Source organism: Amycolatopsis sp. cmx-4-61, from assembly GCF_046548775.1.
Classification (GTDB): domain Bacteria; phylum Actinomycetota; class Actinomycetes; order Mycobacteriales; family Pseudonocardiaceae; genus Amycolatopsis.
The window spans coordinates 75,743-101,803 of the sequence record NZ_JAEBEI010000025.1 but is presented as its reverse complement, the minus strand read 5'-3'; the positions used below and the strand labels follow the sequence as shown (position 1 = coordinate 101,803).

The window sequence follows — 26,061 nt, the reverse complement described above, 5'->3', positions numbered from 1 at the left end:
CGGTGTAGATAGGAAGAACCCCGAATCGGCCGTCCCGGGAGAACCGTCCACATGCGACTTGCCAACATCACGAATCGAGCCGCGCTCATCGAGAACCACCGGCGCGCAGAGAACTCTCGACATAGCCGAAGCATCAGCCGGCCGCTGCGGCCCCGGACTCCCGGAAGTCTTCCGGAACTGGACCGACGGCGCCGCCTGGGCGGCCGACCTCGATGTCCCGGTCGAGCGGCTGGCCACGCTCGACCGCGCCCGCCTCGGTGCATCGTCTCCCGCACCGAGCCAGGTCTTCGCCGTCGGCCTGAACTACCACGCGCACGCCGCCGAATCCGGCTTCACGGCTCCCACCGAGCTTCTGCCGGTCTTCACCAAGTACGTCTCGAGCTTCTCCGGGCCTGACACCGCTGTCGTCTTGCCGCCGGACGGAACCGTCGACTGGGAAATCGAGCTGGTCGTGGTGATCGGCCGGGAGGCCTACGACATCGCCGAAGCGGATGCGTGGTCGTGTCGCCGGGCTCACCGCCGGCCAGGACCTCTCCGAGCGGCTGACCCAGATGCGCGGGCCGGCGCCGCAGTTCGGGCTGGGCTAGTCCTTCCCCGGGTTCTCCCCGCAGGGGCCGTGGCTGGTGACCCCGGACGAGTTCGCCGACCCCGGCGACATCGCACTGGGTTGCGCCATCGACGGCGAAGAGGTCCAAAAAGGACGTATCAGCGGTCTCATTTTTCCCGTCGCGCGGCTGATCGAAGCGCTGTCGAAGATCGTGACCCTTCTCCCCGGTGACGTCGTCTTCACCGGCACCCCGGCCGGGGTCGGGGTCGGCCGCGAGCCGAAGCGGTTCCTGCGCCGGCGAACGGCTGGACAGCTGGATCGAAGGCATCGGCGAACTGCTCCAGACGTTCGTCTCCGCCACCGACGGCGAGTGAGGGAGAACAGCCATGGCATTGCACGGGCTGGGCACCGTGACGATTGGTGTGCCCAACGTGGCGGAGACCATCGCCTACTACACCGACTTCGGTCTCGAGTACCGCGGCGACGGTCGCTTCGCCACCCGCGACGGCGGAGAACAGCTTCGGATCGTCGCCGCGCCGGCCCGCAGGTTGATCGAGCTGGGCGTCGCGGCCGACGATCAGGACGACATCGCGACGATCGGCCGGCGGCTCCGCGCGCACGGCGTCCCAGCCGAGGGAGCAGACGCGGCCGTGCGTACGGTCGAACCGGTCACCGGTACCGGCGTCCGGGTTGCGGTGCGCCCGCGGATCGTGGTCCGGCCTGCGGTGCCGGCGACGCCGCACAACGGGCCGGGCCGGATCGACCGATGGGGGCGCGCGCCCTTCATCGCCCGGACCGAGCCGGTACGCCCGCGCAAGCTCGGCCACGCCGTCCTCGGCAGCACCGACTTGGAAACGAGGATGCGGTTCTTCACCGACGGGCTCGGTTTCCAGGTCAGCGACTACATGGGAGGCAAAGCCGCGTTCCTGCGCTGCTCGGTCGAGCACCACAATGTGCTGATGATGGCCACGCCGATTCACTTCCTGCACCACACCAGCTGGCGGGTCGACGACGTCGACAAGGTCGGCCGCGGCGCGCAGGCGATGCTGGAGGGCAATCCGGAGCGGCGCATCTGGGGCCTTGGCCGGCACTACGCGGGAGCGAATTCTTCTAACACCTCAAGGATCCCGCCGGCAATTTCTCTGAGTACTACTCCGACATGGACACCGTCCCCGAAGACGAGCTCTCGGGGACGGGCCGTATCGCGTTTACAAGAACCGGCTGCGCGGGTGGACTGCCGACGTCTGGCCCGAGCCCTACAACAACACCACTGGGGCGGGCGGGTTCGCCTAGCCCGAGTTCAAGGGCTGCCACGCCCGGACATGCTGGGCGGTGCTGGACACCACCGAAGGCGCGATCACGACGGTCGCCGCGGAAGAGGGCCTGTTTCTGCGACTGTTCACCCCAGCCTCGGGGCCCGATCCGCAGAACGCCGTAGCCACCTACCTAACGGGGAACATCTCGTTCCTCGACGGCATCGCGCCGATCGGCAACAAGTTCCACGGCGTCGCGTTCCTGGGCCCGGAGTCACCCGAAAGTCGCCACCGGCGACTACCACCACACCGTCTACCTCCGCTTCGACGCGTGACCGGTCGTTAGATCGGACCCAGACAGGGCGAGGGCGGCGCAACACCGTCGACCGGTCGGCGTTCGGCGGACCTGAACGCGTCAGGTCGCGAATGCGCGATCGCAGCGTAGCCGCTGATGGCGTCACCCAGTCGCCGTGGCGCCAGACGCCGGGGTAGCTGTCGAAGTAGGCGGCGCGGTACCGGTGGTCGCACGGACCGTTCAAGAAGCCGATCGGCATCGACAGCATGGGCTGTCGCACGACCAGCTCGCCGACCTCTCCCGCCGAACGGTCCAATGGCGCTTACCTGAGCACCAGTGTGCCCTCGGCAGCGGGCGGCTTGCCGAAAATCCAGGTATGTCCCAAAAATCCGGTCTCGCGTCGCCCGTCGGTGTCGAGTCCCGTCCTCGACCGCTACGCTGCTCGCGGTTGAGCACACAGCCGATCCGCGGACGTAGATCCGTCACCAGGTCGAGTCGGCCTTCCTCCGCGCACCTTGCGGTGCGAGACAGTGCGGTGCCCATGACGTCATCACCCGACCCCGCCGCCGCAGGGCATCATCCGCTGGTGGGCCAGCCCCACAGCGACGAGGAAGGCACGGTCGCCGAGGCCGAAGCCGAAGCGGCCGAGATCAGCACACCCGAACAGCCGCTGGGAACAGTCGGTAAGCGACTCGACCGCCGATCCCCCTTCTTTATCGGCATGGCCGCCGCAGCCGGCGTTGCCGTGACCTACGGGCTGATCCAGCTCATCGCCGATGCCGAGCAGATTCTCGTGCTGGTCGGGCTGGCGCTGTTCCTCGCCATCGGCATGGAACCCGCGGTGTCCTGGCTCGCCGTCCACCGCTTCCCCCGCTGGCTCGCCGTCACCACCGTGTTCGTCGTCGCCTTCGCCGCGGTCGGCGGATTCCTCGCTGCCGCCATTCCCGTCATCGTCGAACAGGCCACCGCGCTCGTCGCCAAGGCGCCGGAGTACCTGCGCCAGGCCCAGGACCACAACACCTTCCTCGGTCGGCTCAACGAAAGGTTCCACCTGCAGCAGGCCGTCGAATCGTCCCTCAGTTCGGGAAGCGGCCTCACCGGCGGTGTCCTGGGAGCCGGCAAGGCGGTCTTCGGCGTCGTGACCGACACCTTGATCCTGATCGTCCTCACCATCTACTTCGTCGCCGACCTGCCCCGGATCCGCGCCGCGATCTACCGGCTGATCCCGCATTCCCGCCGCCCGCGGGCGATCTTAATCGGCGACAACATCTTCGCCAAGGTCGGCGGATACGTCCTGGGCAACCTGGCCGTCTCCGTCATCGCCGGTGTGCTGACGCTGGTCTGGCTGCTGATCTTCGGCGTCCCCTACGCCGCTCTGCTGGCCATTGCCGTCGCAGTGCTGGACCTCGTTCCCGTCGTCGGGTCCGTGATCGGCGGTGTGCTGGTGAGCCTCGTGGCGTTCACCGTGTCGCTGCCGGTGGGCCTGGCGACCGTCGGGTTCTTCGTCGTCTACCGGCTGGTCGAGGACTACCTGCTGGTCCCGAAGATCATCGGGAACGTCCTCAAGGTCCCCGCATTGGTCACCGTGGTCGCCGTCCTGCTCGGCGGCGCACTGCTCGGCGTCATCGGCGCCCTGGTCGCCATCCCCGTCGCTGCCGCGATCCTGCTGCTGGCCGAGGAGGTGCTCTACCCCCGCCTCGACCGAGGGTGACGACCCCGCCGGGCCGGCGGCGTCGCCGGTGGCAACGGGACATCGCCGCACCACACAGCGCTGGCCGGTGGTGTGGCGGAGCGAACCATCTGAGGTGTCGAGCGTCGTGTTTCGCTCACTCTCTTCCTGCCCACCGAACAGCCGCCGTCGGTCGCTGGCACGATGCCGGGCAGCCGTTTGACGGCGAGGACAAGCCGCACGGACACCACCGCCGTCACATCGAGCGACAGCAGACCGACCAGGGAATCAGTACCGTCAAGTCCGCCGTACTGTTCACCGCGGGCGCACTCGTGACCCTGGTTGCGGAGATCTTTCTGGAACGCAGCGGCGACGGCGTCACCGACTACGTAGGTCGCCGCCACTTCGTTGCCGGAGGATGGCGGGATGATCTCGTGGGTGGCAGTAGAGTTCCCCGCCCCTGAGGTCCTGCCAGCATGAAAAAGCGGGGCATCGGAATCCCGGTGCCCCGCTTTCTCATGCTCCCCGGTCGACCGTCAGACGGTGTGCGGGGTGTGCGCGACGGTGTTCCAGCCCGAGGCGTGGACATCGGCGTTGCCGCCGTTGCCGCCCCAGCCGGAGTTCCCGCCGGTGGTGGTGCTGTGGTTCCAGGCGTCACCGGTGGCGCCGGTGTCACCCGAGTTGCCCGAGGTCACCGTGGTGTGCGACGTCGTGGCGTTCTCGTGGTTCCAGCCACCGTGGTGGCGGCCCTGCCGCTCGTGCCCGCGGGTCGAGGTGACGGCGGTGTTGCCGCCGGTGGACCCGGAGTCACCCGAGTTGCCGGATTTTCCGGTCACCGCGTTGTTGTGGCTGGTGGCGTTGCCGGCGTCGCCGGAGTTGCCGCCGTTGCTGCCCTTGGCGGTGCCGGTCACGATGCCCAGGACGCCGTTCTGGCCGCCCTGGTCGTGCCGGTTCCAGCTCCAGCGGTGGCCACCGTTGTTCGTGGCGGAGTTCTGGCCGGTGCTGACGGCGGTGGCGTCGCCACCGTTGCCCGCATCGCCGGAGTTGCCGCCGGTGGTGGTGCTGGTGTTGGTGGCGTCGCCGGTGGAACCGGTGGCGCCGGTGTCACCCGAGTTGCCCGAGGTCACCGTGGTGGCCGACTTCGTGCCGTTCTCGTGGTTCCAGCCGCCGTTGTTGTTCCAGCCGCATTCGTGCTTCCAGCCGTTGTGGTGGCCGCGGCCGTTGTTCTGGCCGCCGACCGTCCACACGATGGCGGTGTTGCCGCCGGTGGACCCGGAGTCACCCGAGTTGCCGGATTTTCCGGTCACCGCGTTGTTGTGGCTGGTGGCGTTGCCGGCGTCGCCGGAGTTGCCGCCGTTGCTGCCCTTGGCGGTGCCGGTCACGATGCCCAGGACGCCGTTCTGGCCGCCCTGGTCGTGCCGGTTCCAGCTCCAGCGGTGGCCACCGTTGTTCGTGGCGGAGTTCTGGCCGGTGCTGACGGCGGTGGCGTCGCCACCGTTGCCCGCATCGCCGGAGTTGCCGCCGGTGGTGGTGCTGGTGTTGGTGGCGTCGCCGGTGGAACCGGTGGCGCCGGTGTCACCCGAGTTGCCCGAGGTCACCGTGGTGTCGCACTCGGCCAGTACGCACAGGCCGTAGGCGCTGTTGCCGCCGGTCGAGCCGGAGTTCCCGGAGTTGCCCGAGTTGCCCGACACCGCGTTGTTGTGGCTGGTGGCGTTGCCGGCGTCGCCGGAGTTGCCGCCGTTGCCGCCCTTGGCGGTGCCAGTCACGGAGCCGAGGACTCCGAGGAGCCCGCCACGCGAAGAGTGCGAGCCGGCGGTGTTCTTGCCGGACGCCGTCGACGTGCCGGAGCCGCCGTTGCCGGCGTTCCCGGAGTGGCCACCGGTCGTGGTGCTGGTGTTCGAGGCGTTGCCGGTCGAGCCGGTCGCGCCCGTGTTCCCGGAGTTGCCCGAGGACACCGAGGTGCTGCACTTGGCCAGGACACAGACGCCGTAGGCGCTGTTGCCGCCGGTGGAACCGGAGTTGCCCGAGTTGCCGGAGTTCCCGCTGACAGCGTTGTTGCTGCTGTTCGCGTTCCCGCCGTTGCCCGAGTTGCCGCCGTTGCCACCGTGCGCGGTCGCCGACGAGGTGCCGGCCACCACCGAGTGCAGGGTGTTGCCGAGCCCGCCCAGCGGGCCCGAGTCGCCGGTGTCCGCACTGGCCACCGCGCCGCCCAGCAGGACGAACCCGCCGGAGATGAACGCGGCGGTCAGGCCGCGTCGCACGTACTTGTGCATGACTTCCCTTTCCTTACCAACTGTCCTATGTGGATTTCGGAGGTGGAAAGGGAACGTCAGCTCGGGTGGTCGTTGCCGTAGTACTCCAGCCAGTGCAACGACCACACCCCGGCGGGCGGTGCCCGCCACGTGCGATCCGCGCCCGGGATGACCGAGCCGGCCGCGGTCACGGCGTACTCGCCGCCGTGCTGACCACCGGAACCCGCCGACATCGCGCTGCCCACACCGGAGAACCCGGTGGGTAGACCGCCGCCGGATCCGGACATCGGACCGCCGACACCGGCCGCATCCGCGTCCCCGGTTGCGTGCCGGAACCCGGCTTCAGCGTCGTGACGACGCTGAGCGCCCGCGTGCTCGACGACGACCGGAGCGATCCGGCCGGCCGGTGCGACCTGCTCGCCCGGTGCGGCCACCACCGGTGCGGGACTGACGTCTCCGCGTGGTGTGGGCTTGGCCGGTTGCCCGGTCAACGCCGGCACCACGTGGTCGGCCCCGATCGCCCGCACCACCGGCGCGGTCACCGGATCAGCCGCGTGGAGCACGGGCGACGTCACCGGAGACACGGCGTGCAGCACGGGTTCGGTGACCGGCCGCAAGGCCGTCAACACCGGTTCCGCCACGTGCAGCACCGGCCGCGTCAGCGGCGCGAGCACGGGCTCGAGCCCGCTCGTCACCGGCTTCACCGCCGGAGCCACTTGCGCCGTCACCTCGTGCACGGTGTCCGTGACCGGCTTCAGGGCCGGTTCGACGGGCTTGAGCACGCCGTGCACGGTGTGCCCGGTTCTGTCGAGCAGACCTGGCCGGCCGGGCGGGGGCGAACCTTCGGAAGCGTCCGCGGCGCCCGATACGGCCAACGCCAGCAGGGTGAACCCGAACAACGCGCCGGCCACTACGAGCACCCGAAGCACCACCGGGTGCCGAACCAGCGCGTAATCCGTCTGGGAAGTATCCATCCATCTCACCCCCTTCGGGTATGGACTTCACCGTCAGTCAGAGTTCGGGGCGAAAGGCATCACCGGATTGGGGGAGATCAAGGTTTTTTCTTTCGCCCTACCGTGTTTACTGCCGCTGAGTAACGGGTATCCGCGGTCTTTTTCTTGTCAGGTATGGCGTAGAAGCACCCGGGTTGGTGACAAAAGCGACCCGGACGGACACCCGAGGCGGCACGCGTCGCGTGGCGGCAAGAAGCAGCTCGGGGGATTGACCCATCCGCAACGCTGCGGGCTTCGAACGGGGAACGTCCACGAAGGATCCGTCCCACCGCCGGAGGCTCGTCGGTGGGTGACGCCCGCCGTTCGCGCGGGCGGGGAGGAGTTCGTCCGTGTTTGGCAAACGCTTTGCCGCTTCGATGATCAACCGGAGCGCCGAGAACGACCAGGACCGGCGCCGTTTCCTCAAAGCGGCCGGGATGACCGGCCTCGGCGTCATCGGCGCCGGTGCCGTCGGCGGCCTCGTCGCCGGACCCGCGGCCGCGGCCGCAGCCCGGCCCACCGCGGCAGCAGCCGCCGAGAGCGGGGTCAGCGACGGCGCCGTCCTCAACTTCGCCCTCAACCTGGAATACCTCGAAGCCGAGTTCTACCTGCACGCGGTCACCGGCCGCGGCCTCGACGACTCCATGACGACCGGTACCGGCACCCGCGGCGGCGTCACCGGCGGCCGTGCCGTGCGGTTCCAGACCCGTACCGCCCGCCAGTACGCCCAGGAGATCGCGTCCGACGAGAAAGCCCACGTCCAGTTCCTGCGCTCCGCGCTCGGTTCCGCCGCGGTCAGCCGCCCGGCGATCGACCTGCAGTCCAGCTTCACCGCTGCCGCCCAGGCCGCCGGCCTGGTCAAACGGGGCCAGAGCTTCGACGCGTTCTCCTGCGAGGAGAACTTCCTGCTCGCCGCGTTCCTGTTCGAAGACGTCGGCGTGACGGCCTACAAGGGTGCGGCGCCGCTGATCACCAACAAGACCTACCTGGAAGCCGCCGCCGGCATCCTCGCCGTCGAGGCCTACCACGCCGGCAACATCCGCAGCGCGCTCTACCAGCGCGGCGACGGCAAGGCCACGGTCAAGCTGTCCAACGCCCGCGACAGCCTCGACGGGCCCACCGATGACGACCAGGGCGTCATCGACAGCCGCGGCAACGCCAACATCGTCCCGACCGACGCGAACGGCATCGCCTACAGCCGCTCTCCCGGCCAGGTCCTCAACATCGTCTACCTGACGAACAAGGCCGTCACTTCCGGCGGCTTCTTCCCCAAGGGCGTCAACGGCGAGGTGAACACCAGCGCCGCCAACTGACCTCGAAGGGGTGGGCGCCAGGTCCCGTCGGGGGACGCGGCACCCACCCTGCCCGCACCGCGAACGGGGCCATCATGCTCGGACTCAGCCCGGAACACGTGCTTGTCCTCCTGGTCGCCGCGCTGTTCATCCTCGGCCCCGAACGACTCCCTGGCGCCATCGCTGCTGTCCGCAAGGCCACCCAGCAGGCCAAGGACGCCCTCGCGAACGCCCACCAGCAGATCCGTACCGAAATCGGTCCGGGGTTCGCGCAGTTGCGCAAACCGCTCGGCGAGCTCAACGAGCTCCGCAGCCTGGATCCGCGCGCCGCGGTGACCTGGCTGCTTCTGGACGCGCCGACCATCGAACCGCCGGCGACTGTGCAACCGGCGACGACACAGAACGCAGGCGGCCCGCGCGTGGACATGGAAGCCATCTGAAACGGCCGCCGTGCCCGACATGCGCCCGACCTGGCACCGCAGCCTCGATAGCCGCACGGCCCGAGCCCGACAGGAGCGCCATGACCACACCATCGCCCGGCTCCAGGATTGTGTCCTTCGGCCACCACCAGCCGGTCCGATCCGTGACCAACGACGAGCTGGCTGCTTCGCTGGGCACCTCGGACGCCTGGATCACCGAACGGGTCGGCGTCCGGACCCGGCGATTGGCCGCGCCCGGCGAGTCGGTTACCGACATGGCGACCGCAGCGGCCGGCACCGCACTCAGCCGATCCGGCCGGAACGCCGCGGACATCGACCTGGTGATCGTCGCGACCTGCACCGCGTTCGACCGGATGCCCAGCGTCGCCGCTCGCGTCGCCGACCGGCTCGGGATTCCCAAACCCGCTGTGTTCGACCTCAACAGCGCATGCGCCGGATTCTCCTACGCGCTGGCCAGCGCCGACCATGCCATCCGCTCAGCAGCCAGTCAGCGGGCGATCGTCGTCGGCGTCGACAAGATGAGCAACTTCCTCGACTGGACCGACCGCTCCACCTGCGTCATCTTCGGCGACGCGGCCGGCGCCGCGATCGTCGAGGCAGCCGACGCGCCCGGTGGGATCGGGCCGGTCGTCCGGGGATCGAACCCCGCCAAGGGCGGATGCATCACCCTCGAGTCGTCCGGCCCGCATGATTTGCCCGCGACGTTCCGCCAGGAAGGGACGGCGGTCTTCCGTTGGGCCACGACCGAACTCGCCCCGATCGCCCGCGAAGCCTGTGCCCGCGCCGGAATCGATCCGGGTGACCTCAGCGGCTTGGTGACCCACCAGGCCAACATGCGCATCATCGCCGCGCTGGCCCGCTCGATCGGTGCCCAGGACGCGGTCATCGCCACGGACGTGACCGAATCGGGTAACACGTCGGCGGCTAGCATTCCTTGGCGCTGTCGAAACTGGTGCAGCGGCGGGAAATCCCGGTGGGAGCACCGGTTCTGCTGTTCGGGTTCGGCGCCGGTCTCACCTACGCCGGCCAGGTCATCACCTGCCCGTGACCGGGCGCCCGCAGCTGCGGGCCGGACCGGTTGAGGGCCGATCGCCGTCACGGCTCTGGAGTGAACCAACCGTGACGACGACCGGCGGAACGCCGCCGCTAAGGGCGTCCCCCGGCGGCGAATCGTGCAACGCGCCGCCAGGCTGAACCACCATGATTACCGACGTGACCACGGTGGACAGAACACGGACGCCGCAGCTCCGTGGTCTACGAAGCTGCGGCGGCCGTAAAGATCAGTCTTACTTGTTGGTGCCCGGGGTGAGCACCTTGTCGATCACGAAGACGGTGGCGTTCTTGGTGGGGATGTTGCCGCACAGGATCTTCGCGCCGTTGACGGTCAGGTTGTCGCCCGAGCCCTCGATCTTCAGCGGCCCGCCCGCGGTGTTCAGCGACTCCAGCGTGCCGGCGGACTCAAGGCCCTTGGCGTCGTAGCGCTTGCCGACGACGTGGTACTGCAGGATCGGCGACAGCTCGGCGGGCTTGCCGGCCAGCTCGTTGAACTTCGCGTCGCCCAGCGCGGCGAACGCGGGGTCGGCCGGCGCGAAGACCGTGATGGCCTGCTGGCTGTTGAGCGTGTCGACCAGGTTCGTGGCCTTGACCGCCGCCACCAGCTTGGTCAGCAGCGGGTTCGTCGACGCGGCCGAGGCGACCGGCTGCGGGCCCATCGAGTCCAGCGAACCGGGCGCGGAACCCTGCGGCAGCTGCGAACAGGCCGGGCCGAAAACATCGGCGTTGGTGGTCACACCATTGGACGCGGCGGAGTCGGCCGAAGACGACGGCGCGGCCATCGACGACGACGGAGCCGGGGCGCTCGAGGAACCCGAGGACGCGGTGTCACTGCTCCCACACGCGGTGAGGGTGAGCGCGGCGGCGGCGGTCAGGCCGATGCCGGCGATACGAAGACTACGCACGAAAAATCACTCCAATTGATGACGCGGCTGAGACGACCATTTCGGTGAGCGCCTCTGTTGATGGGTATTCGGCCCCCGGAGAGATCCGGATTGGTCCTACGGGAAGAAATTCTCAGGCGGCCGTGAACGTGACGTTGTGCCAGCCGGTCGCACCGTCGGGCACGGTGCCCGCCCGCATGTCGGTCTGGGTGTAGCCGGACTTGTCGTTGGCCCGGCAGAACACCTGGTGCACCCCGGCGGGCAGGTCGACCTCGGTCCACCACATCCGCCACGTATTGAGGTTGACCTCCCGCGACAACGTGGTTTCCTGCCATGGCCCCTGGTCGACGCGGACCTCGACCTTCTCGATCCCGGTGTGCTGCGCCCACGCCACCCCGGCGACGCGCACTTTCCCACTGTGAACGTTGGAGAAACCGCGATGTGAGTCGATCCGCGATTCGGTCTTGATCGGGGCCTCCCGGCCCCAGCCGCGCTTGAGCCAGTACGCCTGACGGGCCGCCCACGTCGTGACTTCGATGTCCACGACCCACTTCGTCGCCGACACGTACCCGAACAGCCCGGGTGTGACCAGCCGGGCCGGGAACCCGTGTTCCAGGGGCAGCGGCTCGCCGTTCATCCCGATCGCGAGCATCGCGCCGCGGCCGCGGTCCTGCGCCGCCGCGACCGGCGTCCCGGACGTCCAGCCGTCGACACTGGTGCAGAACAGCTGCTCGGCACCAGGCTGCACGCCGGCTTCGGCGAGCAGGTCGGCGAGATCGACGCCGATGAAGTTCGACGTGGACACGTAGTCGCCGCCGACTTCGTTGGACACGCACGTCATGGTGACGGTGCGCTCGACTAGCGGCCGGTCGCGGATGTCGTTGTAGCTGTAGCGGATCTCGCGATCGACCATGCCGTGCAGGCGCAGGCTCCAGTCCTCGGTCCGCACCTGCGGCACCGACAATGCGGTGTCGACCCGGTAGAACTTGTCGTTCGCGGTGAGGAACGGCGGCGTACCGAGCTTGGCGAAGTCCGCGTCGGCCGGAATCGTCGGCGCGGTGCGCGCCGGGATGAGCTTGCCGACCGCTTCGCGAGACGCGGTGGCGTCGCGGGAAGAGCTGATCAGCTGGCCGCCGAATCCGGCCGCACCGGCGCCGACGACTACTCCGGCACCACCGAGCAGGAACGCCCGCCGTGACGTCCCCGACTTCTCGTCGGAGTCGGGTTCCCGCCAGACGCGCGGCGCGATCCGGTGCAGCAGCAGGAATACGCCGATACCCACGACCAGGCTGGCGGCCGGCGCGAGCAGCGCCACCGCACTCAGGTCGGGGCGCTGGTAAACGGCGAAGGCGCCGACCAAACCGAATAGGGCGATGAGCACCGTGCCGGGCACCGGGGACCGTCGCGAAAGGACACCGGCGAGCGCGGCTACGCCCACCATGACCACGGCCATGCTGCCCAGCAGCACGAGCTTGTCGTAGGTGCCGAAGGTTCGGACGGCGAAGTCCTTCAGCTCGATTGGCGTGAGATCGATGGCGCCGTTGCCCACCGCGAGGTAAGGGGAGGCGTTGATGCTGATGAACCCGGCCACCAGGGCCCCGCCGCCAGCGCGGCGGCGAGAGCGAGAATTCCGGTGAACGCGGCCGCGAAGAACCGCAACCGCGTCCGCTGCTGAGGGACGGGGCGATCAGGCGAAGAAGTCAAATCCGTCGCGGCGATGGTTGTCATTCGGTACCGAGGGGCTGCGGGATGGGTCCGGTCACCACTCCGGCACCGAGAACCACGCAGACGGGTGACGGCCGTCACCCGATGACCGTCCGCACCAATACCGGGGACCGTCGCCGACGAATCATCGGGGAAAACTCTGCAGCGGGAATCCATCCAGCTCATTTGTTCCACGGACTCACCTGCCGCGAAGTCGCCGAAAAGCTCGGCGTCGCCATCGACACCGTCAAGATTCGCACGCTCGACGGCATGATCCGCCTGCGAGACGCGTTGGGAGCAACCTGATGACCGCGACCGAAGTCCACACCCTGACCGGTGCGTACGTCCTCGACGCGGTCACCGACCTCGAACGCGCCGCGTTCACGCGCCACCTGGGCGAATGCCCGGCCTGCGCCGGTGAGGTCATCGAGTTCCGCGGGACGGCCGCCAGGCTCGCGGCGGTGATGACCGCGTCGCCCGCCACCCGGCTGCGTATCCGGGTGCTCACCGAGATCACCGTCACGAGGCAGTTGCCGCCGGTGATTCGATCGGGGCGGGAGGAGCGCCGCCCGTGGTGCACGCGCGCGGCTGTCGCCCTCGCGGCTGTCGCCGCCGCGGCGGTGGTACTCGTCGCAGGAATCGGCATCGGCGCGCTGCAGACGGCCCCAGCGCCGGCGGCACAGATCGCGCAGCTCGCACCGGACACGCACGCGGTCCGGGTGAGCGGTGCCGCCGGTGGCACCGTTGCCGTCAGCTTCTCCCGGCAACGCGGCGAAGCCGTCGTCACCGCTCAAGGGCTGCCGGCGCTGGGGGACAACCACGCATACCAGGTTTGGCTCATCGGCCCGCGAGGCGCGCAGTCGGCGGGACTGCTGCACACCGGATCCGGAACCGTCACGACAGTGCTTCCAGCCGACGCCGACCGCATCGGCATCACCACGGAACCGGCAACGGGCTCTCCGCAGCCGACGACACCGGCCGTGGGCCGGGTACCGCTCGTGGTTCGCTGATGCAGCCCACAGCTAACGGATGCGAGCGCCGGTCCTGGGGGTGAAGCGGAACTCGACGGTGACCGGAAGGGCGTCGAGATCCAGGGCCTGGCGCAACCGCGGCAAGCCGTGTGCGTCGAGCCGATTCCGGATCTCGGTGGGGTCACCGTCTTGTTCGGCGTTGAGCACGAGGGCGAGTACCGGGGCGTCGTGGGTGCCGGCGAGGGTCGCGTGCGCGGTGTGGACGCCGGGGTAGGCCTCGACCTCGGCGAGGAACGGTGCGACCGCGGCACTGGCGGCCAGTTCGGTCCGGCCGCGGCCCGGGTCGGTCTCGAATCGCCACGTGTGGGTTTTCGGCTTCCGCGTCAGCTGTGCCGCCAGCCAGCGCAGCAGGAGGAGGCCGACGACGAGCGCGACCGCGGCGACCACGTACCAGGCCCAGGTCGGTGGCGTGGCGGTGCCGGGCACGAGCGGCGCGCCGGGGTCGAGCACCGTCAGTTTCCCGAAGTGCGTGGCGACCGCGAAACCGCCGGTGGCCAGCAGGACCAGGCCGACGAGTCCGAGCAGCGTGCGGTTGAGCCGGGCCGGGCGGTTGAGACCGCTCATGACGTGCTCCTGGTGGATGTGATCCGGACCCTGACCGCGGGCACGGGGACGGGGGCGATCTGGGCGAGCCGCCGCTGGATCGCCGTACGCACGGCGTCAGACAGCCCTTCGGTGTTCGTACGCGCCGTGCGGACACGAGCGACGACCTTGCGGCGGCCGACTTTCAGCTCGGCGCGGGACACACCGTCCACATCGGACGCCGCTACGCGCAGCGTGGAGCGGTAGCTGCGCCGCGAGGCTCCCGAGCCGGTCTCGCCCTGCAGCGGGAGGACCACGAGCTCGCCCGGCAGAATCGCCGCCGCGAGCAGCACCAAGCCGAGTACTCCCGTTGCCGCCCCCACGAGCGCGGGGGCGAGGTCGTTCCACCGGGTGGCGTGCAGCCGGCCCGCGACGTCCGCGTAGCTGATCCACGGCGCCTGCCCGAGGATCAGCTGGACTGCCACGACACCTGCCAGCACGCAGCCGGCGAGCAGGACGAGGGCGACCAGCACGGCCGGCGTGCTGCGGCGGGGACGGCGTTTCACTGGACCCTCCGGGTTTCGGACGTCTCGGTGTGCAAGGCGGTCACGGTGATGTCGACCCGCTCGACGGCCAGGCCGGTGAGCTCCTCGACCCGGCGGGCCAGGTGCTCGCGGGCGGCTTCGGTGGTGTCGCGGACCGACTGGGGGTAGCCGATCGAGAGCCGGACCGCGAGGGCGGCCGTGCCGGCGGTGACCGTTGCGCTGACCTTGGCACTGCGGTCCGGGGTTTCGCCGCCGACCGTGATTCCCAGGACGCGGTTCGCGGCACCGCCGACGCCGGTCACCTCGGCGACGGCGTGGGCGGCGATCCGCTCGACGGTGCTGTCGGCGATGGTCAGCGCACCCCGTTCACCGGGGTCGGCCGGACCCGTCCGCGGCGCCGGAACCGACGGAGCTGCGGTGGTCATGATCAGCCTCGATCCCGGCCGGACAGTGCGGAAATGTCGAGCTTTCCGTCGAGGACCCGGCCGACGAGCAGGCCGAGGCCGCCGAGGAAGGCGACGAGCAGGAAGGCCCAGAAACCGCCGAACGCGGCGGCGAGGCCGAGGACGAGGCCGGTCAGCAGGCCGATGTGGGTGTGGTTCACGGGTGCTCCTCGATGATCGCGGCCACGACGGTCGCGGTGGGTGCGGCGATGTCGCCGATGTGGACGTGCACCGGCCGGTCGACGGGTCCGATGGCGGCGCGGACCGCCGTGCCGATCTCGGCGGCGGTGGCCGGGTAGCGGCCGGTGACGCCTACGGTGATCTCGGTGGGGCGGATCCGGACGCCGGGCACGCGGCGGCTGGGCAGGAGTGTGGCGATCTCCCCGAAGTGGCCGCTGTGCAGGCCGGTGATCTGCGGGAGCGCGGTCACCAGCGTGGCGATTGCGGCGGCGTCGGGCTCGACGCCGGCGGTCACAGGACCCGGCCGGACTCGGAGGTGTCGGCGCTCTCGTCGTCACCGGGGAGGTGGACGTCGGAGACGGTGAGGTTGACCTCGACGACCTCGAGGCCGGTCATCGTTTCGACTGCGGTGATGACGTTGCGCCGCACCGCGCGGGCCAGGTCCACGATGGAGACGCCGTAGTCGACGACGATCTGCAGGTCGATGGCGGCCTGTCGCTCGCCCACCTCGACCGCCACGCCTTGCCCGGCCGACGCGGTCGCACCGGGAATCCGCTCGCGCAGCGCGTTGAAGGCGCGCGCCGCACCGCCGCCGAAGGCGTAGACCCCGGCGACCTCACGGGTGGCGAGGCCGGCGACCTTCTGCACCACGACGTCGGAGATGCTGGTCGTGCCGTGAGCGGAGGCCAGCGCGCCGCGCTCGCTCTCGACGACGGCGGTGGCCGCGTGGGCGGGGCTGGTCGCCGTGCTGGTGCTCGCCGGGTTCGTCATGAAAACTCCTCGAGTTCGGATCTGCGCGGGAAAGCCCGCTTGCCTGGACCCCTGAAGGACCCCGGCCGATCGACGAACGTCACGGGTGGAATGCGTGAGGTAGCTCTCCTGACTCTGGCGTTTAGTTCGGTGACGACTTCGACTGGCGGGACGAACGACCACCAGCCCCTTACACCTCAGCCATCGATGAGACTCTGCCGTGCCCAGTCGCTGAGTGCCACCTGCCACGGCGCTGGTCTAAGGCTGTGCGGACCTGACGCCATCGTTGCTGTCAGTCGTCCACTTCGGTGCGACGCGGGTGGTCTGCCGATCAACCTGTGTGGCGGAGACGGGTGCGCGGGGTATGGCCGGTGTGGTGGCGGCGCAGGATTTCGTCGGTGGTCAGCGGGGTGAACGGGCGGCTATAGAACCCTCGCGCCACCAGGATCGCGCGTCGGTGCCGGCCGGCAACGGGTTCCGCGTCGCGGCGGCGCCTGCGTGGCGGGCTGCGGCCTGTCCGGCGGCGTGCGCGGCGAGGTTCGCCCGATGCATCTCCGCCCACTCGGCTCGTAGGGTCACCACGTTCTGAGTGCCGCGACGGGGCATGGTCGTCTTCACCGCGCTCACCTCTCAACCGTCATGTCCGCACTGGATCCTGCCGGGCAGCGTGCCCATCTGCGACCATGGTGATCGCGGCTGACGACCCGGCGATGATGTTCGCCCGTTCGGGCTAGCGCCAGGTCAAGACGCGCCCGCGCGGTGCCGCCCGATGTGGCCGTCTCCTAGGGTGGCGACCAGGGGATCGTGCGCATGCTGACCGGTGGTGGCCAGGTGGGCCGAGAGCCGGATGAGCAGACCCCGGACATCGGGCAGCGCGACGGTGAATCGGGTCGCGGGGCGGAACCCGAGGTGGGCGGTGTCGGGGTCCCAGGTGTCGACCGGGCCGGTGAGGCAGGCGAACCCCTCGACCTCCCACACCGGTGACCAGTCCTCGGCGCTGCCCCGGCGCCCGGGATGGCCGTGGGCTTGGTGGCGGTAGCGGGCGGCCCCCCGGGCGGTCCGCACGCGATCAACGCGTCCATGCCCAGGAGTTCAACGACGCGCTGCTGGCGTTCCTGGGCCGGTCCGGCGCGTGAGCCGGCCGATCAGCCGCCACCACGAGCTGGCCGTGCGACGGCCGAACGCGTCCTGACGACGCTGGTTCCGGGTGCGGCGGGGAGGTGCCGGCGCGAGCAGGTCGACGGCCCAGCGATCCGCCCACCCGGACGGCGGCGCCGATGCGCTCGTCGTTCGGCTCGTGGCCGGGAAAGGCCGCGCGAGACGGTTCTTCGGGGTGGAACGAATGTTCATGGCGGACTCCAGCGTTCCCATGGGGGCCGCTGGGGTCTGGAGCGGCGACTCAGCCGTATCGGTCAGAGGTGATTCGGTGACCGCGCCGCCGCGGTTTGGCCGGATCCGGTGATAATCTCACGAGTCGGCGGTGCGGCGGCGTCGAGGCTAGGCTGACGCCCCGACGATCAAGGGCCGGTCAGCGGCCGTCCGCGAGGAGCCGCCGCCATGCCAGCCGACCGTGCTGACGCCACCACCCGCCATCCCCGCCACCAGCGCCGCGGTGAGGCCCGCCTGCCGGCCGCCGTCGCGACACTCGTGGCCATCGCGCTCTACCTGGCGCTGCCGGACCAACTGCTGGTCGCGCCCCGGTTCGTTGTGCCCGCCGTGGAGATCGCGCTGCTGGTGCCGCTGATCGCGATCAACCCGCGGCGCGTCACGCGGCAGACCCGGCTCTCTCGGATCCTGTCACTGGCGCTGGTCGCGGTCGTCGCGGTCAGCAACCTGGGGGCTCTGGCGCTGCTCATCCACGAACTGGTCGCCGGCGCAGGCGACAGCGGTCAGGCCCTGCTGCTGGGGGCGCTACAGGTGTGGCTGACCAATGTGATCGCCTTCGGCTTGGCCTACTGGGAGCTGGACCGGGGTGGTCCGGTCAAGCGCACCCAGTCCGGCCGTGCCGATCTGCCGCTCGCCGACTTCCGGTTCTCGCAGGACGAGAACGCTGACACCGTCGAGGAGGTCGCCGAGGGTTCCAGCGTCAAGTCCGACTGGGTGCCGACCCTGGTGGACTACCTGTACGTGTCGGTGACCAATTCGACGGCGTTCAGCCCCACCGACACGATGCCGCTGTCGTCGCGGGCGAAGGTGCTGATGGCGGTGCAGAGCGTCGCGGCGCTGCTGACGTCGTTGCTCGTCATCGCCCGCGCGGTCAGCGTCCTGAAGTGACGAGGATCAGGAAGCCGGATACTGCGTCGACCTGAGCGGCCGCGCGAGGTGGACGGCGTTGCAGACCAGCGTGGCATTGGTCGAGATGACGGCCTCCGGGATCTCGTCGAGGTCGTTGGAGTCGCCGCCCTTCATGGCTTCGCCGTTCCAGTAGGTCCCACAGTGCGCCGGGATAGCGAAGCCGGTGTCTTTGAGGGGCTGGTGCCGACCTACGCCGATAAGACCCAGCTGGACTTCCTGCGCAAGCAGGTGGTCAATAGCCGTAACGTCCGTAGCGGCCGGCGGGTCGACTTCACGCTCGGCAGGCTCAACCACCCGGTCGAGCACCACCTCGTCGCGAGCATGCCGCGGGTGAACTTGCGCCGCGCGCAGCCGCTGGTTGTCGGCCTGCGACGAGCGCGGGGTCGACTACGCCCAGTGTGAGCTGTTCAAGACGTACTATTACGACCTGCAGCACCTGCATAACGTCAGCGCACCGTTGCGCGCCGAGAACCCACTCGCCGCTAGCTGCTGCAGGCCCGAGAAGCTGGATGGCTCGGGCGCACCACGTACGAGTAACGTGGGCGCTCTGTCGCTTTTATGTCCGAGGTTGGGCGCGCTACGAGGTGTTTGCTGACCGATCACCGGGGGTATCTCAGTGATCATAAGGCTGCCCGAGCCCCCGGTAGTACGACTTCTGTGCGTCCATCGGGAGCGGCCGTGCTGATCGACAGCGAACAGTCAGAAATCTGCCAGCTGCTGCTGCAGCGAGCGGGTCAGGGCGACATCGCCGCATTCGCCGGACTGTACGACCGCACCGCACCGGCCGTGTACGGGCTGATCCACAGCGTCCTGCCGGACGCGGGACAGGCCGATGACGCCACCCTCGAGGTCTACCTGCAGACATGGCGAGGAGCGTCGCGCTTCGATCCCGACCGCGACGACGCGTACTCCCTGCTAATGGCCATCGCTCGTCGGTACGTGCTCGACAGAATCCGCACCGCGCCGACTCACAACAGTGCGTCCGGGCTAGCGCATCGAGCCAAGTCGGGCGAGGACACCGACTTCACGGGGCGTCCGTCGTGTGCTCGAGTGCTGGCCGTGGTGCCCGCGGCGTGCCGCGAGGTGCTGGTGTGGAGCTACTTCGGTGGACAGTCCTTGGTCGAAGTCGCCGAACTACTCGGCATCCCCGAGGCCGAGGCCGTCTGCCGGTTGAACGACGCCTTAGCGAGTCTGCGCCAGATCGAGGACGCGAAGCCGCCTCGTCGACGGGAGGACGCACGATGACCACCCCCCGGACCTGCCGAGCCGCGAGGTCGAATCCGACCTCGTTCCCCTCTATCGCGGCAGCATGGTGGTTCGAATGGCGTGTGCTCACCGCGATTCGTCACGCCACGGGATGCGGCCCGTTCACCGCCGATGAGGCCACTAGTATGGTGAGCGCGCTCGCGATCACGACCGGGCTGGTGTGCTCGCCGCGCCCGGCAGTATGGCGCCCCACCGAAATCTCGACGTGTCCCGAGCCGAGGATGACTCGCTCGAAACCGCTCAGGAGTACTTCGGCTCGGCGTCGCACGCCCACCGAGATCATCGGCCGAGAGGTGACTGATCACGGGCGTCGCGCGAAAAGGCCGGATGCGTTGAGGTCGTCGTCCACCTGGCGCGTCGAGCTACTTGTCCCGCTTGGGGTCGGGGCTCTGATGTAGGCCATCGAGCCGATCGCTTGCGGCAGTGTTACCCGCCGTTTGAGCTGAGCGAGGCCCTGCATGTGGTCGTGTGGCGCCTGGGCGGGGTCACGCAGGCCTGGCGGTTCGATTGGATGGCAACCGTCTGCTGCTCCTCCTCGGGACGGATCACCGCGCCGTTCGCCTAGGTCGCCAAGCTCTACGGCGTCTGCTCGGCCACCTGCCCGCGCCTCGGCGCGGGGACCCGTAAGGCGTGGTCGAGAAGGTCAACCACGCCGCTTAGAGTCCTAGTGGCGCACCCTCGGGCGTCGAGGTTACCGTCGAGGAGGCCTAGGCTGGCGTCGACCTCATCGACGCCGGCTGCATCTGGCACTTCTGGTGCGTTCCGGCTGAGTTCGACCTCACCCGCCCCGTCGGCCCGCAGGGCCTGGTCGCTATCCGCGGCAACACCGCGCTACTCGTGGATGACCGTCATCGCAACTACGGTATTGGTCTGCGATACGGCGGCGGTCGAGTCTGTGCCGCACAGGAACACGGCCTCGGCCAGTTAGATGGCGACGATCAGTTCCTTAAGCGAGTAGTTCAGTTACGCGGCTCGATCAATCTTGGCACGATCAGCTGCGGAGGATCAGACCCGGTGGCGGAGTTTGGCCGTGACCCGCGCGAGCTCGTCCAGCATGAGACGGGCAGCGTCATCGAGTCCGGGGTCCGCCTCTTTTAGTTCGCCGTCCGGGGTCACTTTCAGCATGGCGAACGGTATGTTGACGGATTCCAGTACCGGCACCATCCGCAGTGTCGTCACGACTTGTTTGAGCTGCTGCACGGCCCTCGTGCCTGCACCTACGCCGCCGTAGCTGACGAAGCCGACCGCCTTGTCGGCCCACTCGTGGCAGAGGAAATCCAAGGCGTTCTTCAACACCGCGTTGTAGCCGTAGTTGTATTCCGGCGTCACGAACACCAGTGCGTCGGCGCGGTCGACGATCGCGCTCCATGCCTTGGTGTGCTCGTGAGTGTAGGTGCGCAGCCGGGGATGGTGGGGCTCATCCAGGAATGGCAGATTCACTTCCGCCAGGTCGACAATTTCGACGTCAAAGCCCGGGTGGTTGTCGGCCAGCTCGGCGAACCAGGCCGCGAACGTCGGGCCGATCCGGGTCGGCCGGGTGCTGGCGATGTGAATTTGCAAAATGGGAAGTGATGACACGCGATCTCCTCAACCTGAAGACGACGGCGATCAAGGTGGCGTCGCGGCGGCCGCATCGCGGCTATCGGGTCAATGCTGACCGGCCCCTTGGGTGCGTCGAGCAACTGAGCTATGATGTTATATCACATAACGGTGCATGGTGGATCCGGCTGCTGCGGCTAGCTCGACACCGTTAGACTTGATATCAGTCGAAGAGACAGGAGCTGCCCGGTGAGACCGCCTATCCAGCGAATCGAGTCACGTTCGGTTACCGAGCTCGTCACTGCTGAACTGCGGCGTTCGATCGTTGCCGGAGATCTCGCGCCTGGAGAGCCGTTCTCATTGCGCAGGGTCGCGGAGATGCTCGACGTCAGCTTCATACCGGTGCGCGAGGCCGTCCGCAATCTCGAGAGCGAGGGGCTGATCATCACGAGACCCGGTCGCAGCGCGATCGTTGCGCCATTGGATCTCGAGGACCTGCGAGCGATCTACCGGGCGCGCCGGACGTTGGAGCCCGAGATTGCTGCACGCTCGTGTCGGGTCATCTCCGTGGCCGAGCTCGATAGGCTGGCGGCGCAAGCGGAGGACTTCGGGGATGCTCGTCACACGATCCAGACCGTGTACGACAGCCACCACGAGTTCCATGTGGCGTTGCTCGCGCCGGCCGCGTCGCCTTGGGATATGCGGCTGATGAACCTGCTTTGGCGCGCCGCAGAAAGGTACATTCGTATCGGGTTCCGCGGCGCTGAGGGTGGCGCAGGAGACAACCATCAGCATCAGCGTGCCCATGAAAATCTGCTTGACGCGTTCCGCGGGCGTGATCCGGTCGAGGTGCGCGAGGCGGTGCTGGTGCATCTCACTCACAACGAGGAGTCGGCTCTTGCGGCGTTGCGCAAGGCGACAGCGGTTGTCGAGGGTCAAGTGGAGCAGAAGGGCAGTGCTTGAGCAGATTTGCTCAGCCGACATCGAGCCAGTGCCAGGTGTCGGCATAGAACTTGGCGACTTCCTCGGGACGGTCGTCGCCAAGTTCGTCGTCACTCGGACTTGCGCCGCTGCGTGCGGCGTTCCAAGCCAGCAGGGCGTAACTCTGGCGAAACCCGGCCAGCTCAGCGGCTGGGACCGCAATCTGCTCACCGGGTACTGCGGCAGTAAGCGTGGCATTTTCGTAGATGGCGTTGAGTGACAGAATTCGCCAGCGGTCTCCTCGGCGGGCGAGGCGGTAGTTCAGGCGTGTGTATGAAGTCAGATTTCCTGCGATACCGTCTACATCGATCGCCAGCCGCATAGCCACCGGCGCCTCGACGTAAGCCCGGTCTCCTCGCGCGTGTACCGCCGGGGCGAACATGCGATGCAGTGCTGTCACGCCCCGTCGGGCCATCGCGGCCGAGCCGGCGACGAAGCCGTTGCCATCGCCGTCGTACCAGCTCAGGTGCACGGTCGAGTCGGGCCAGTATTGGTCCGCCATGATCTCCCACCAGCCACGGTCGCGAGCCTGCCGCTCCGTGATGACAACCTGTGCCGCTTGTGTGGTGTGAGGCCATCCGGATACTCCCGGTAACCCTTGCCCTGGGTTGGCGATCGTCATGACGACTCCCTTGTCGTGACCACTCGGTCGCGTGCTCGGCGGCCAGAGCTCCCTCGAACCGCATCTTGCCGTTATATCATATCAAGGCTACCGTGGGCGGAACCTCAAGGCGATGAAGCCTGGCGGCGACGAGGTCGCCGGTTCGACCGAGGAGTGATCCTGATGTCCGCTACACCAAAGTTCGCTCACGTCGTTTTTCAGACCGCGCAACCGGAAGCCATGCGCACGTGGTACTGCACCGTCCTCGACGGGCACGTGGTCTACTCCGACGAGTCGCTCTCGTTCATCACATTCGACGACGAGCACCACCGCGTGGCTTTACTCCACTCGCCTGTACCGCTCGAGGCGAAGAAGCCGACAACAGCTGCGATGCACCACGTGGCCTACACCTTCGACACCCTCGACGGATTGCTGGACCGCTACGTCATGCTGCGGAACCGGGAAATTACACCCACTGTCTGCATCGCTCACGGTGTTACGACCTCGATGTACTACCGCGATCCCGACAACAACATGGTCGAGATGCAAATCGACCGATTCGGCGACCCGGCCGACGCGACGCGGTACATGAAGGGCGCCGAGTACGCTGCCGATTCCGTCGGCCCCTCCTTCGACCCGGAAGAGCTGCTGGCGGCCCGCCGCGCCGGTGCGACTGTCGAGGAGTTGTCCGACCGTGCGTGGGCGTCGCGGTCGAACCTTCCCGACCCGATGCCCCTTCTCTTGGGCGCGGAGAACTGACGCCATGAGCCGACAGGTACTGGCGGCGGGGTCCTACGCCATGGGACTCACGCCGTTCACCGCCGGCGGCGAGGTCGACGAGTCGGCGCTGCGCGAGCACGTCCAATGGCTTGCACAAGAGAACGTCGGCTTCTGGCCGGGAAGCCCCGCGACGGGCGAGGGCGCACTGATGACCGACGCGGAACTGCTGCGCGTTCTGGAAATCGTCGTCGACGCGACCAACGGCAGGCTGCCCGTCGTCGCAGGCAGCCGCGAATTCCCCACCGCCGCGGAGAACATTCGCTTCGCACGGGAGGCGGCGGCACGTGGCGTGGACGCGGTCCAGGTCTACCCCCCGACGCTCGGGCACTCGCTGGCGCCGACGGAGTCAATGGCCGAACGCTTCTACGACGAAGTGCTCTCGGCACTGGAGATGCCGGTGGTGCTGTCGTGCAACTTCACCACGGGCTTCGAGATCACTGCCACCGTGCTGGAACGGCCGATCCTGGACCACGACCACGTCGTCGGGGTCTTCAAACACCACCCGGACCAGCACAACGTATCGGCATTTGTGGCTCGTTTTTCGGCGCACACCACGGTATTGACCATGGCGCAGCGGCTGATGTTCTCCCATGCGGTAGGCGCGACGGCCGAGCTGGACAATCTGCAGAACATCGCGCCTCGGCTGTGCCGAGGCCTGCACGATGACATCCACGAAGGTGACATCCCCGCGGCGAACAGCAAATACCGGACCATCACACGGCTCTGGGCCGGGGTTTCGGCGGTGACGGCGCGGTACGCAGTTCCGAGGGTCGTCGCCTACAAGAGCGTGCTGTCATTGCTGGGCCTGCCCGGCGGACACGCACGCAGCCCCTACCTCGAGCCGCCGCCGGACGCGGTGCGAGCGCTCGCGCAGCTCATCGACGACGTCGGGCTCAGGGAGTTGGAGGGGTTGAAATGACTGCCGAGCACCAAGAAAGGGACAAGACCGTGATCGACAGTGCCGTCGACGACCGTGGCGTTTCCCCGCAGGTGTTCCGCGACCTCATGGCTGCGGTGTGCGCGCCGGTCACGGTAGTGACCACCATGGACGGCGACCTACCGGTCGGGGCGACGGTCAGCTCGTTCGCCTCGCTCTCGCTGACTCCTCCGCTGATCACCGTCGCGTTCGATCGTCGCTCCCGCGTGCTGGCTGCGATCCGCGACACCGGCCGGTTCGGCGTGAACCTGCTGGGTCAGTCACAGGCGGGACTCGCGGTGCTGTTCGCCACCCGCGACGCGGACCGCTTCGGCCGCACCGAATGGCACTCCGATCACGGGCTCCCGCGGCTGGACGGCGCGGCGGGCTGGCTCGACTGCGACCTGTCCGAGGCCGTCGAGGGCGGTGACCACCTGCTCCTGCTTGGCCACGTCGTCGGCGCCGGCCGGGCCGAGTACCCGCCGCTCGTCTACGCCCACCGCACGTTCGGCACCCACTCGCACTACGGCGAACGCTTCCGACCGCCGATCACCGACTCCCTCGCGGCGCTGGCCCGGTGAGCGCACCCACCCGACAGAAGGAGCACGCACGCATGGTTTCCCCCACCACCGAAGCCGCGGTCACGCCCAGCGAGGTTCTCGCCCGCGTCCGCGCGCTGCTGCCGCTGCTGGAGGAGAACGCGGCCCGCGGCGAGCAGCAGCGGCGGGTCGTCGAGGAGAGCATCACCGCGCTCGCCGGCGCCGGAGTGTTCAAGATCGCCCAGCCGCGCCGCTACGGCGGGTACGAGCTGCCGGTGCGCAGCCAGCTGGAGGTCGCGGCCGCGGTCGCCGAGGCCGACGGCGGCACTGCCTGGGTCGTCACGCTGCTCAACCAATGCGCCTGGATGACCGGCTTGTTCCCGGAGCAGGCCCAGGACGACGTGTGGGGCGCCGACCCGGACGCCCGGATCTCCGGTGTGGTCACGCCCAGTTCGCAGTCGGTCAAGGTCGACGGCGGCTACCGCGTCACCGGCCGCTGGTACTACAACTCCGGTTCCTGGCACGCCGACTGGGCCGTACTCGGCTTCCCGGTCGTCAACGACGCGGGCGAGGCGGTCGACCACGGACTCGCGCTGATCCCGCGGAGCGAGCTGGGATTCGAGGAGACCTGGTTCGTCGCCGGCATGCGTTCGTCCGGCTCGAACTGCCTTATCGCCGAGGACGTGTTCGTGCCCGCGCACCGCGTGATCTCCGCGCCCAAGGCGTGGCTTGGCGAGGTCGGCACGGAGCACACCGACGAGTCGCTGTACCGCAGCGCGTTTACGCCAGTGCTGGCGCTCGGCATCGCCGCACCGCAGCTCGGCATGGGCCGCAAGGTGCTGGAGATCGTCCGAGCCAAGGCGCTCACGAAACCGCTCACCTTTACCTTCTACGAGACCCAGGCCGAGTCGCCGGTGTTCCGCTACCAGATCGCCGAGGCCGCGATGTTGCTCGACACCGCGCACCTGCACGCCTTCCGCGCCGTGGACGAGATCGACCAGGCCGCCGCCGCGGGGACGTTCCCGGACGATGCCGCCCGGGCGCGGGCCCGCGCCGATGCCGGGTGGGTGGTCCGCAACGTCACCAAGGCCATCGACCTTCTCCTCTTCGCGCACGGCGCCGCAGGGTTCGGCGACAGCAACGTGCTCCAGCGATTTTGGCGCGATTCGGCGGTCGCCGGGCGGCACGCCTACATCGTCCCGCAGGTGAGCCTCGAGATGTACGGCACCGCGCTGCTCGCCGGCGAGGGCCAGATCACGCCGATGCTCTGACGCGATGTCCACAGCAGAACG

Annotated in this window: 27 protein-coding genes and 5 pseudogenes; 18 read left to right on the top strand and 14 right to left on the bottom strand. The window is 68.7% G+C overall.

The annotated features are described in order from the left end of the window. Positions 1-58: 58 nt before the first annotated feature. The 6 genes and pseudogenes from ACLJOU_RS41715 to ACLJOU_RS41690 form a co-directional block, all read left to right on the top strand. Positions 59-439 (top strand): annotated as a pseudogene (locus ACLJOU_RS41715) (fumarylacetoacetate hydrolase); the annotation flags it as partial. A 184-nt stretch (positions 440-623) separates the two neighbouring features. Beyond that, positions 624-785 (top strand): annotated as a pseudogene (locus ACLJOU_RS41710) (fumarylacetoacetate hydrolase family protein); the annotation flags it as partial. Continuing rightward, complete coding sequence (locus ACLJOU_RS41705) at positions 775-921, top strand: hypothetical protein (RefSeq protein ID WP_410574797.1); 147 nt, start codon at positions 775-777, stop codon at positions 919-921. The pseudogene ACLJOU_RS41710 and the gene ACLJOU_RS41705, both read left to right, overlap by 11 nt. A 12-nt stretch (positions 922-933) precedes the next feature. After that, positions 934-1,542 (top strand): annotated as a pseudogene (locus tag ACLJOU_RS41700) (dioxygenase); the annotation flags it as partial. 337 nt (positions 1,543-1,879) lie between these two features. Next, positions 1,880-2,146 carry a hypothetical protein gene (locus ACLJOU_RS41695; RefSeq protein ID WP_410574815.1) on the top strand — a complete coding sequence of 89 codons (267 nt, stop codon included), beginning with the start codon at positions 1,880-1,882 and terminating at the stop codon, positions 2,144-2,146. Positions 2,147-2,681: 535 nt separating this feature from the next. After that, positions 2,682-3,806, top strand: coding sequence for an AI-2E family transporter (locus ACLJOU_RS41690; RefSeq protein WP_410574796.1), 1,125 nt, complete (start codon positions 2,682-2,684; stop codon positions 3,804-3,806). A 494-nt stretch (positions 3,807-4,300) separates the two neighbouring features. Here the strand turns inward: ACLJOU_RS41690 and ACLJOU_RS41685 are convergent, their stop codons facing one another. Together ACLJOU_RS41685 and ACLJOU_RS41680 are read right to left on the bottom strand one after the other, a co-directional pair. Next, complete coding sequence (locus ACLJOU_RS41685; protein WP_410574795.1) at positions 4,301-6,037, bottom strand: beta strand repeat-containing protein; 1,737 nt, start codon at positions 6,035-6,037, stop codon at positions 4,301-4,303. Positions 6,038-6,093: 56 nt separating this feature from the next. Next, a complete protein-coding gene (locus ACLJOU_RS41680) occupies positions 6,094-6,990 on the bottom strand; it encodes a hypothetical protein (protein WP_410574794.1) in 897 nt (298 codons plus the stop codon). Positions 6,991-7,358: 368 nt separating this feature from the next. On the opposite strand from ACLJOU_RS41680, the gene ACLJOU_RS41675 reads away from it, so the two are divergent. The 3 genes and pseudogenes from ACLJOU_RS41675 (at position 7,359) to ACLJOU_RS41665 (ending at position 9,788) form a co-directional block, all read left to right on the top strand. After that, positions 7,359-8,321 (top strand): ferritin-like domain-containing protein, encoded by a 963-nt coding sequence (locus ACLJOU_RS41675; RefSeq protein ID WP_410574793.1) that lies wholly within the window; start codon positions 7,359-7,361, stop codon positions 8,319-8,321. 74 nt (positions 8,322-8,395) lie between these two features. Further along, complete coding sequence (locus tag ACLJOU_RS41670) at positions 8,396-8,740, top strand: Sec-independent protein translocase TatB (protein WP_410574792.1); 345 nt, start codon at positions 8,396-8,398, stop codon at positions 8,738-8,740. 80 nt (positions 8,741-8,820) lie between these two features. Next, positions 8,821-9,788: pseudogene (locus ACLJOU_RS41665) on the top strand (beta-ketoacyl-ACP synthase III). A 238-nt stretch (positions 9,789-10,026) separates the two neighbouring features. Here the strand turns inward: ACLJOU_RS41665 and ACLJOU_RS41660 are convergent. Beyond that, positions 10,027-10,698, bottom strand: coding sequence for a fasciclin domain-containing protein (locus tag ACLJOU_RS41660; protein ID WP_410574791.1), 672 nt, complete (start codon positions 10,696-10,698; stop codon positions 10,027-10,029). Positions 10,699-10,810: 112 nt separating this feature from the next. Then, positions 10,811-12,306: pseudogene (locus ACLJOU_RS41655) on the bottom strand (molybdopterin-dependent oxidoreductase). A 180-nt stretch (positions 12,307-12,486) separates the two neighbouring features. Here ACLJOU_RS41655 and ACLJOU_RS41650 point away from each other — a divergent pair. Next, positions 12,487-12,687 (top strand): hypothetical protein, encoded by a 201-nt coding sequence (locus tag ACLJOU_RS41650; RefSeq protein ID WP_410574790.1) that lies wholly within the window; start codon positions 12,487-12,489, stop codon positions 12,685-12,687. Beyond that, positions 12,687-13,391 (top strand): anti-sigma factor domain-containing protein, encoded by a 705-nt coding sequence (locus ACLJOU_RS41645; protein WP_410574789.1) that lies wholly within the window; start codon positions 12,687-12,689, stop codon positions 13,389-13,391. The genes ACLJOU_RS41650 and ACLJOU_RS41645 overlap by 1 nt, the downstream gene beginning before the upstream one ends. Positions 13,392-13,403: 12 nt before the next feature. Here ACLJOU_RS41645 and ACLJOU_RS41640 read toward each other — a convergent pair whose 3' ends face one another. The 7 genes from ACLJOU_RS41640 to ACLJOU_RS41610 all read right to left on the bottom strand — a co-directional run bounded on the left by ACLJOU_RS41640 (position 13,404) and on the right by ACLJOU_RS41610 (position 16,917). Further along, complete coding sequence (locus ACLJOU_RS41640; protein ID WP_410574788.1) at positions 13,404-13,976, bottom strand: alkaline shock response membrane anchor protein AmaP; 573 nt, start codon at positions 13,974-13,976, stop codon at positions 13,404-13,406. Continuing rightward, positions 13,973-14,500, bottom strand: a complete 528-nt coding sequence (locus tag ACLJOU_RS41635) for a DUF6286 domain-containing protein (RefSeq protein WP_410574787.1) — start codon at positions 14,498-14,500, stop codon at positions 13,973-13,975. The genes ACLJOU_RS41640 and ACLJOU_RS41635 overlap by 4 nt, the downstream gene beginning before the upstream one ends. After that, on the bottom strand, positions 14,497-14,904 hold the full coding sequence (locus ACLJOU_RS41630; protein ID WP_410574786.1) for an Asp23/Gls24 family envelope stress response protein: 408 nt from the start codon (positions 14,902-14,904) through the stop codon (positions 14,497-14,499). Before ACLJOU_RS41630 ends, ACLJOU_RS41635 begins: the two co-directional genes overlap by 4 nt. 2 nt (positions 14,905-14,906) lie before the next feature. Further along, positions 14,907-15,083, bottom strand: coding sequence for a DUF2273 domain-containing protein (locus ACLJOU_RS41625; protein WP_410574785.1), 177 nt, complete (start codon positions 15,081-15,083; stop codon positions 14,907-14,909). After that, a complete protein-coding gene (locus ACLJOU_RS41620; RefSeq protein WP_410574784.1) occupies positions 15,080-15,397 on the bottom strand; it encodes a hypothetical protein in 318 nt (105 codons plus the stop codon). The genes ACLJOU_RS41625 and ACLJOU_RS41620 overlap by 4 nt, the downstream gene beginning before the upstream one ends. Further along, entirely contained in the window at positions 15,394-15,873 is a 480-nt protein-coding gene (locus tag ACLJOU_RS41615; RefSeq protein ID WP_410574783.1) for an Asp23/Gls24 family envelope stress response protein, read from the bottom strand. The genes ACLJOU_RS41620 and ACLJOU_RS41615 overlap by 4 nt, the downstream gene beginning before the upstream one ends. Before the next feature lie 720 nt (positions 15,874-16,593). Beyond that, a complete protein-coding gene (locus ACLJOU_RS41610; RefSeq protein WP_410574782.1) occupies positions 16,594-16,917 on the bottom strand; it encodes a hypothetical protein in 324 nt (107 codons plus the stop codon). A 492-nt stretch (positions 16,918-17,409) separates the two neighbouring features. Here ACLJOU_RS41610 and ACLJOU_RS41605 point away from each other — a divergent pair, with 492 nt between their 5' ends. Further along, positions 17,410-18,126 (top strand): hypothetical protein, encoded by a 717-nt coding sequence (locus ACLJOU_RS41605; protein ID WP_410574781.1) that lies wholly within the window; start codon positions 17,410-17,412, stop codon positions 18,124-18,126. 6 nt (positions 18,127-18,132) lie between these two features. Here ACLJOU_RS41605 and ACLJOU_RS41600 read toward each other — a convergent pair whose 3' ends face one another. Further along, positions 18,133-18,453: a hypothetical protein gene (locus tag ACLJOU_RS41600; protein WP_410574780.1), complete on the bottom strand. Its 321-nt coding sequence runs from the start codon at positions 18,451-18,453 to the stop codon at positions 18,133-18,135. A 372-nt stretch (positions 18,454-18,825) separates the two neighbouring features. Between ACLJOU_RS41600 and ACLJOU_RS41595 the strand changes: the two genes are divergently transcribed. Next, on the top strand, positions 18,826-19,392 hold the full coding sequence (locus ACLJOU_RS41595) for a sigma-70 family RNA polymerase sigma factor (RefSeq protein WP_410574779.1): 567 nt from the start codon (positions 18,826-18,828) through the stop codon (positions 19,390-19,392). A gap of 1,026 nt (positions 19,393-20,418) precedes the next feature. Here ACLJOU_RS41595 and ACLJOU_RS41590 read toward each other — a convergent pair. Next, a complete protein-coding gene (locus tag ACLJOU_RS41590) occupies positions 20,419-20,991 on the bottom strand; it encodes an NADPH-dependent FMN reductase (protein WP_410574778.1) in 573 nt (190 codons plus the stop codon). Between the two features lie 210 nt (positions 20,992-21,201). On the opposite strand from ACLJOU_RS41590, the gene ACLJOU_RS41585 reads away from it, so the two are divergent. Further along, positions 21,202-21,915: a GntR family transcriptional regulator gene (locus ACLJOU_RS41585; RefSeq protein WP_410574777.1), complete on the top strand. Its 714-nt coding sequence runs from the start codon at positions 21,202-21,204 to the stop codon at positions 21,913-21,915. A 10-nt stretch (positions 21,916-21,925) separates the two neighbouring features. On the opposite strand, the gene ACLJOU_RS41580 is transcribed toward ACLJOU_RS41585, so the two are convergent. Next, positions 21,926-22,555 carry a nuclear transport factor 2 family protein gene (locus ACLJOU_RS41580; RefSeq protein ID WP_410574776.1) on the bottom strand — a complete coding sequence of 210 codons (630 nt, stop codon included), beginning with the start codon at positions 22,553-22,555 and terminating at the stop codon, positions 21,926-21,928. Between the two features lie 162 nt (positions 22,556-22,717). Here ACLJOU_RS41580 and ACLJOU_RS41575 point away from each other — a divergent pair, with 162 nt between their 5' ends. Genes ACLJOU_RS41575 through ACLJOU_RS41560 form a run of 4 tightly spaced genes read left to right on the top strand, consistent with a single transcriptional unit; the run spans position 22,718 to position 26,040 of the window. Further along, complete coding sequence (locus ACLJOU_RS41575; protein WP_410574775.1) at positions 22,718-23,293, top strand: VOC family protein; 576 nt, start codon at positions 22,718-22,720, stop codon at positions 23,291-23,293. Between the two features lie 4 nt (positions 23,294-23,297). Beyond that, positions 23,298-24,233 (top strand): dihydrodipicolinate synthase family protein, encoded by a 936-nt coding sequence (locus tag ACLJOU_RS41570; RefSeq protein WP_410574774.1) that lies wholly within the window; start codon positions 23,298-23,300, stop codon positions 24,231-24,233. Positions 24,234-24,262: 29 nt separating this feature from the next. After that, positions 24,263-24,811: a flavin reductase family protein gene (locus ACLJOU_RS41565; RefSeq protein ID WP_410574773.1), complete on the top strand. Its 549-nt coding sequence runs from the start codon at positions 24,263-24,265 to the stop codon at positions 24,809-24,811. Positions 24,812-24,843: 32 nt separating this feature from the next. Beyond that, positions 24,844-26,040: an acyl-CoA dehydrogenase family protein gene (locus tag ACLJOU_RS41560; RefSeq protein ID WP_410574772.1), complete on the top strand. Its 1,197-nt coding sequence runs from the start codon at positions 24,844-24,846 to the stop codon at positions 26,038-26,040. Positions 26,041-26,061 lie beyond the last annotated feature (21 nt).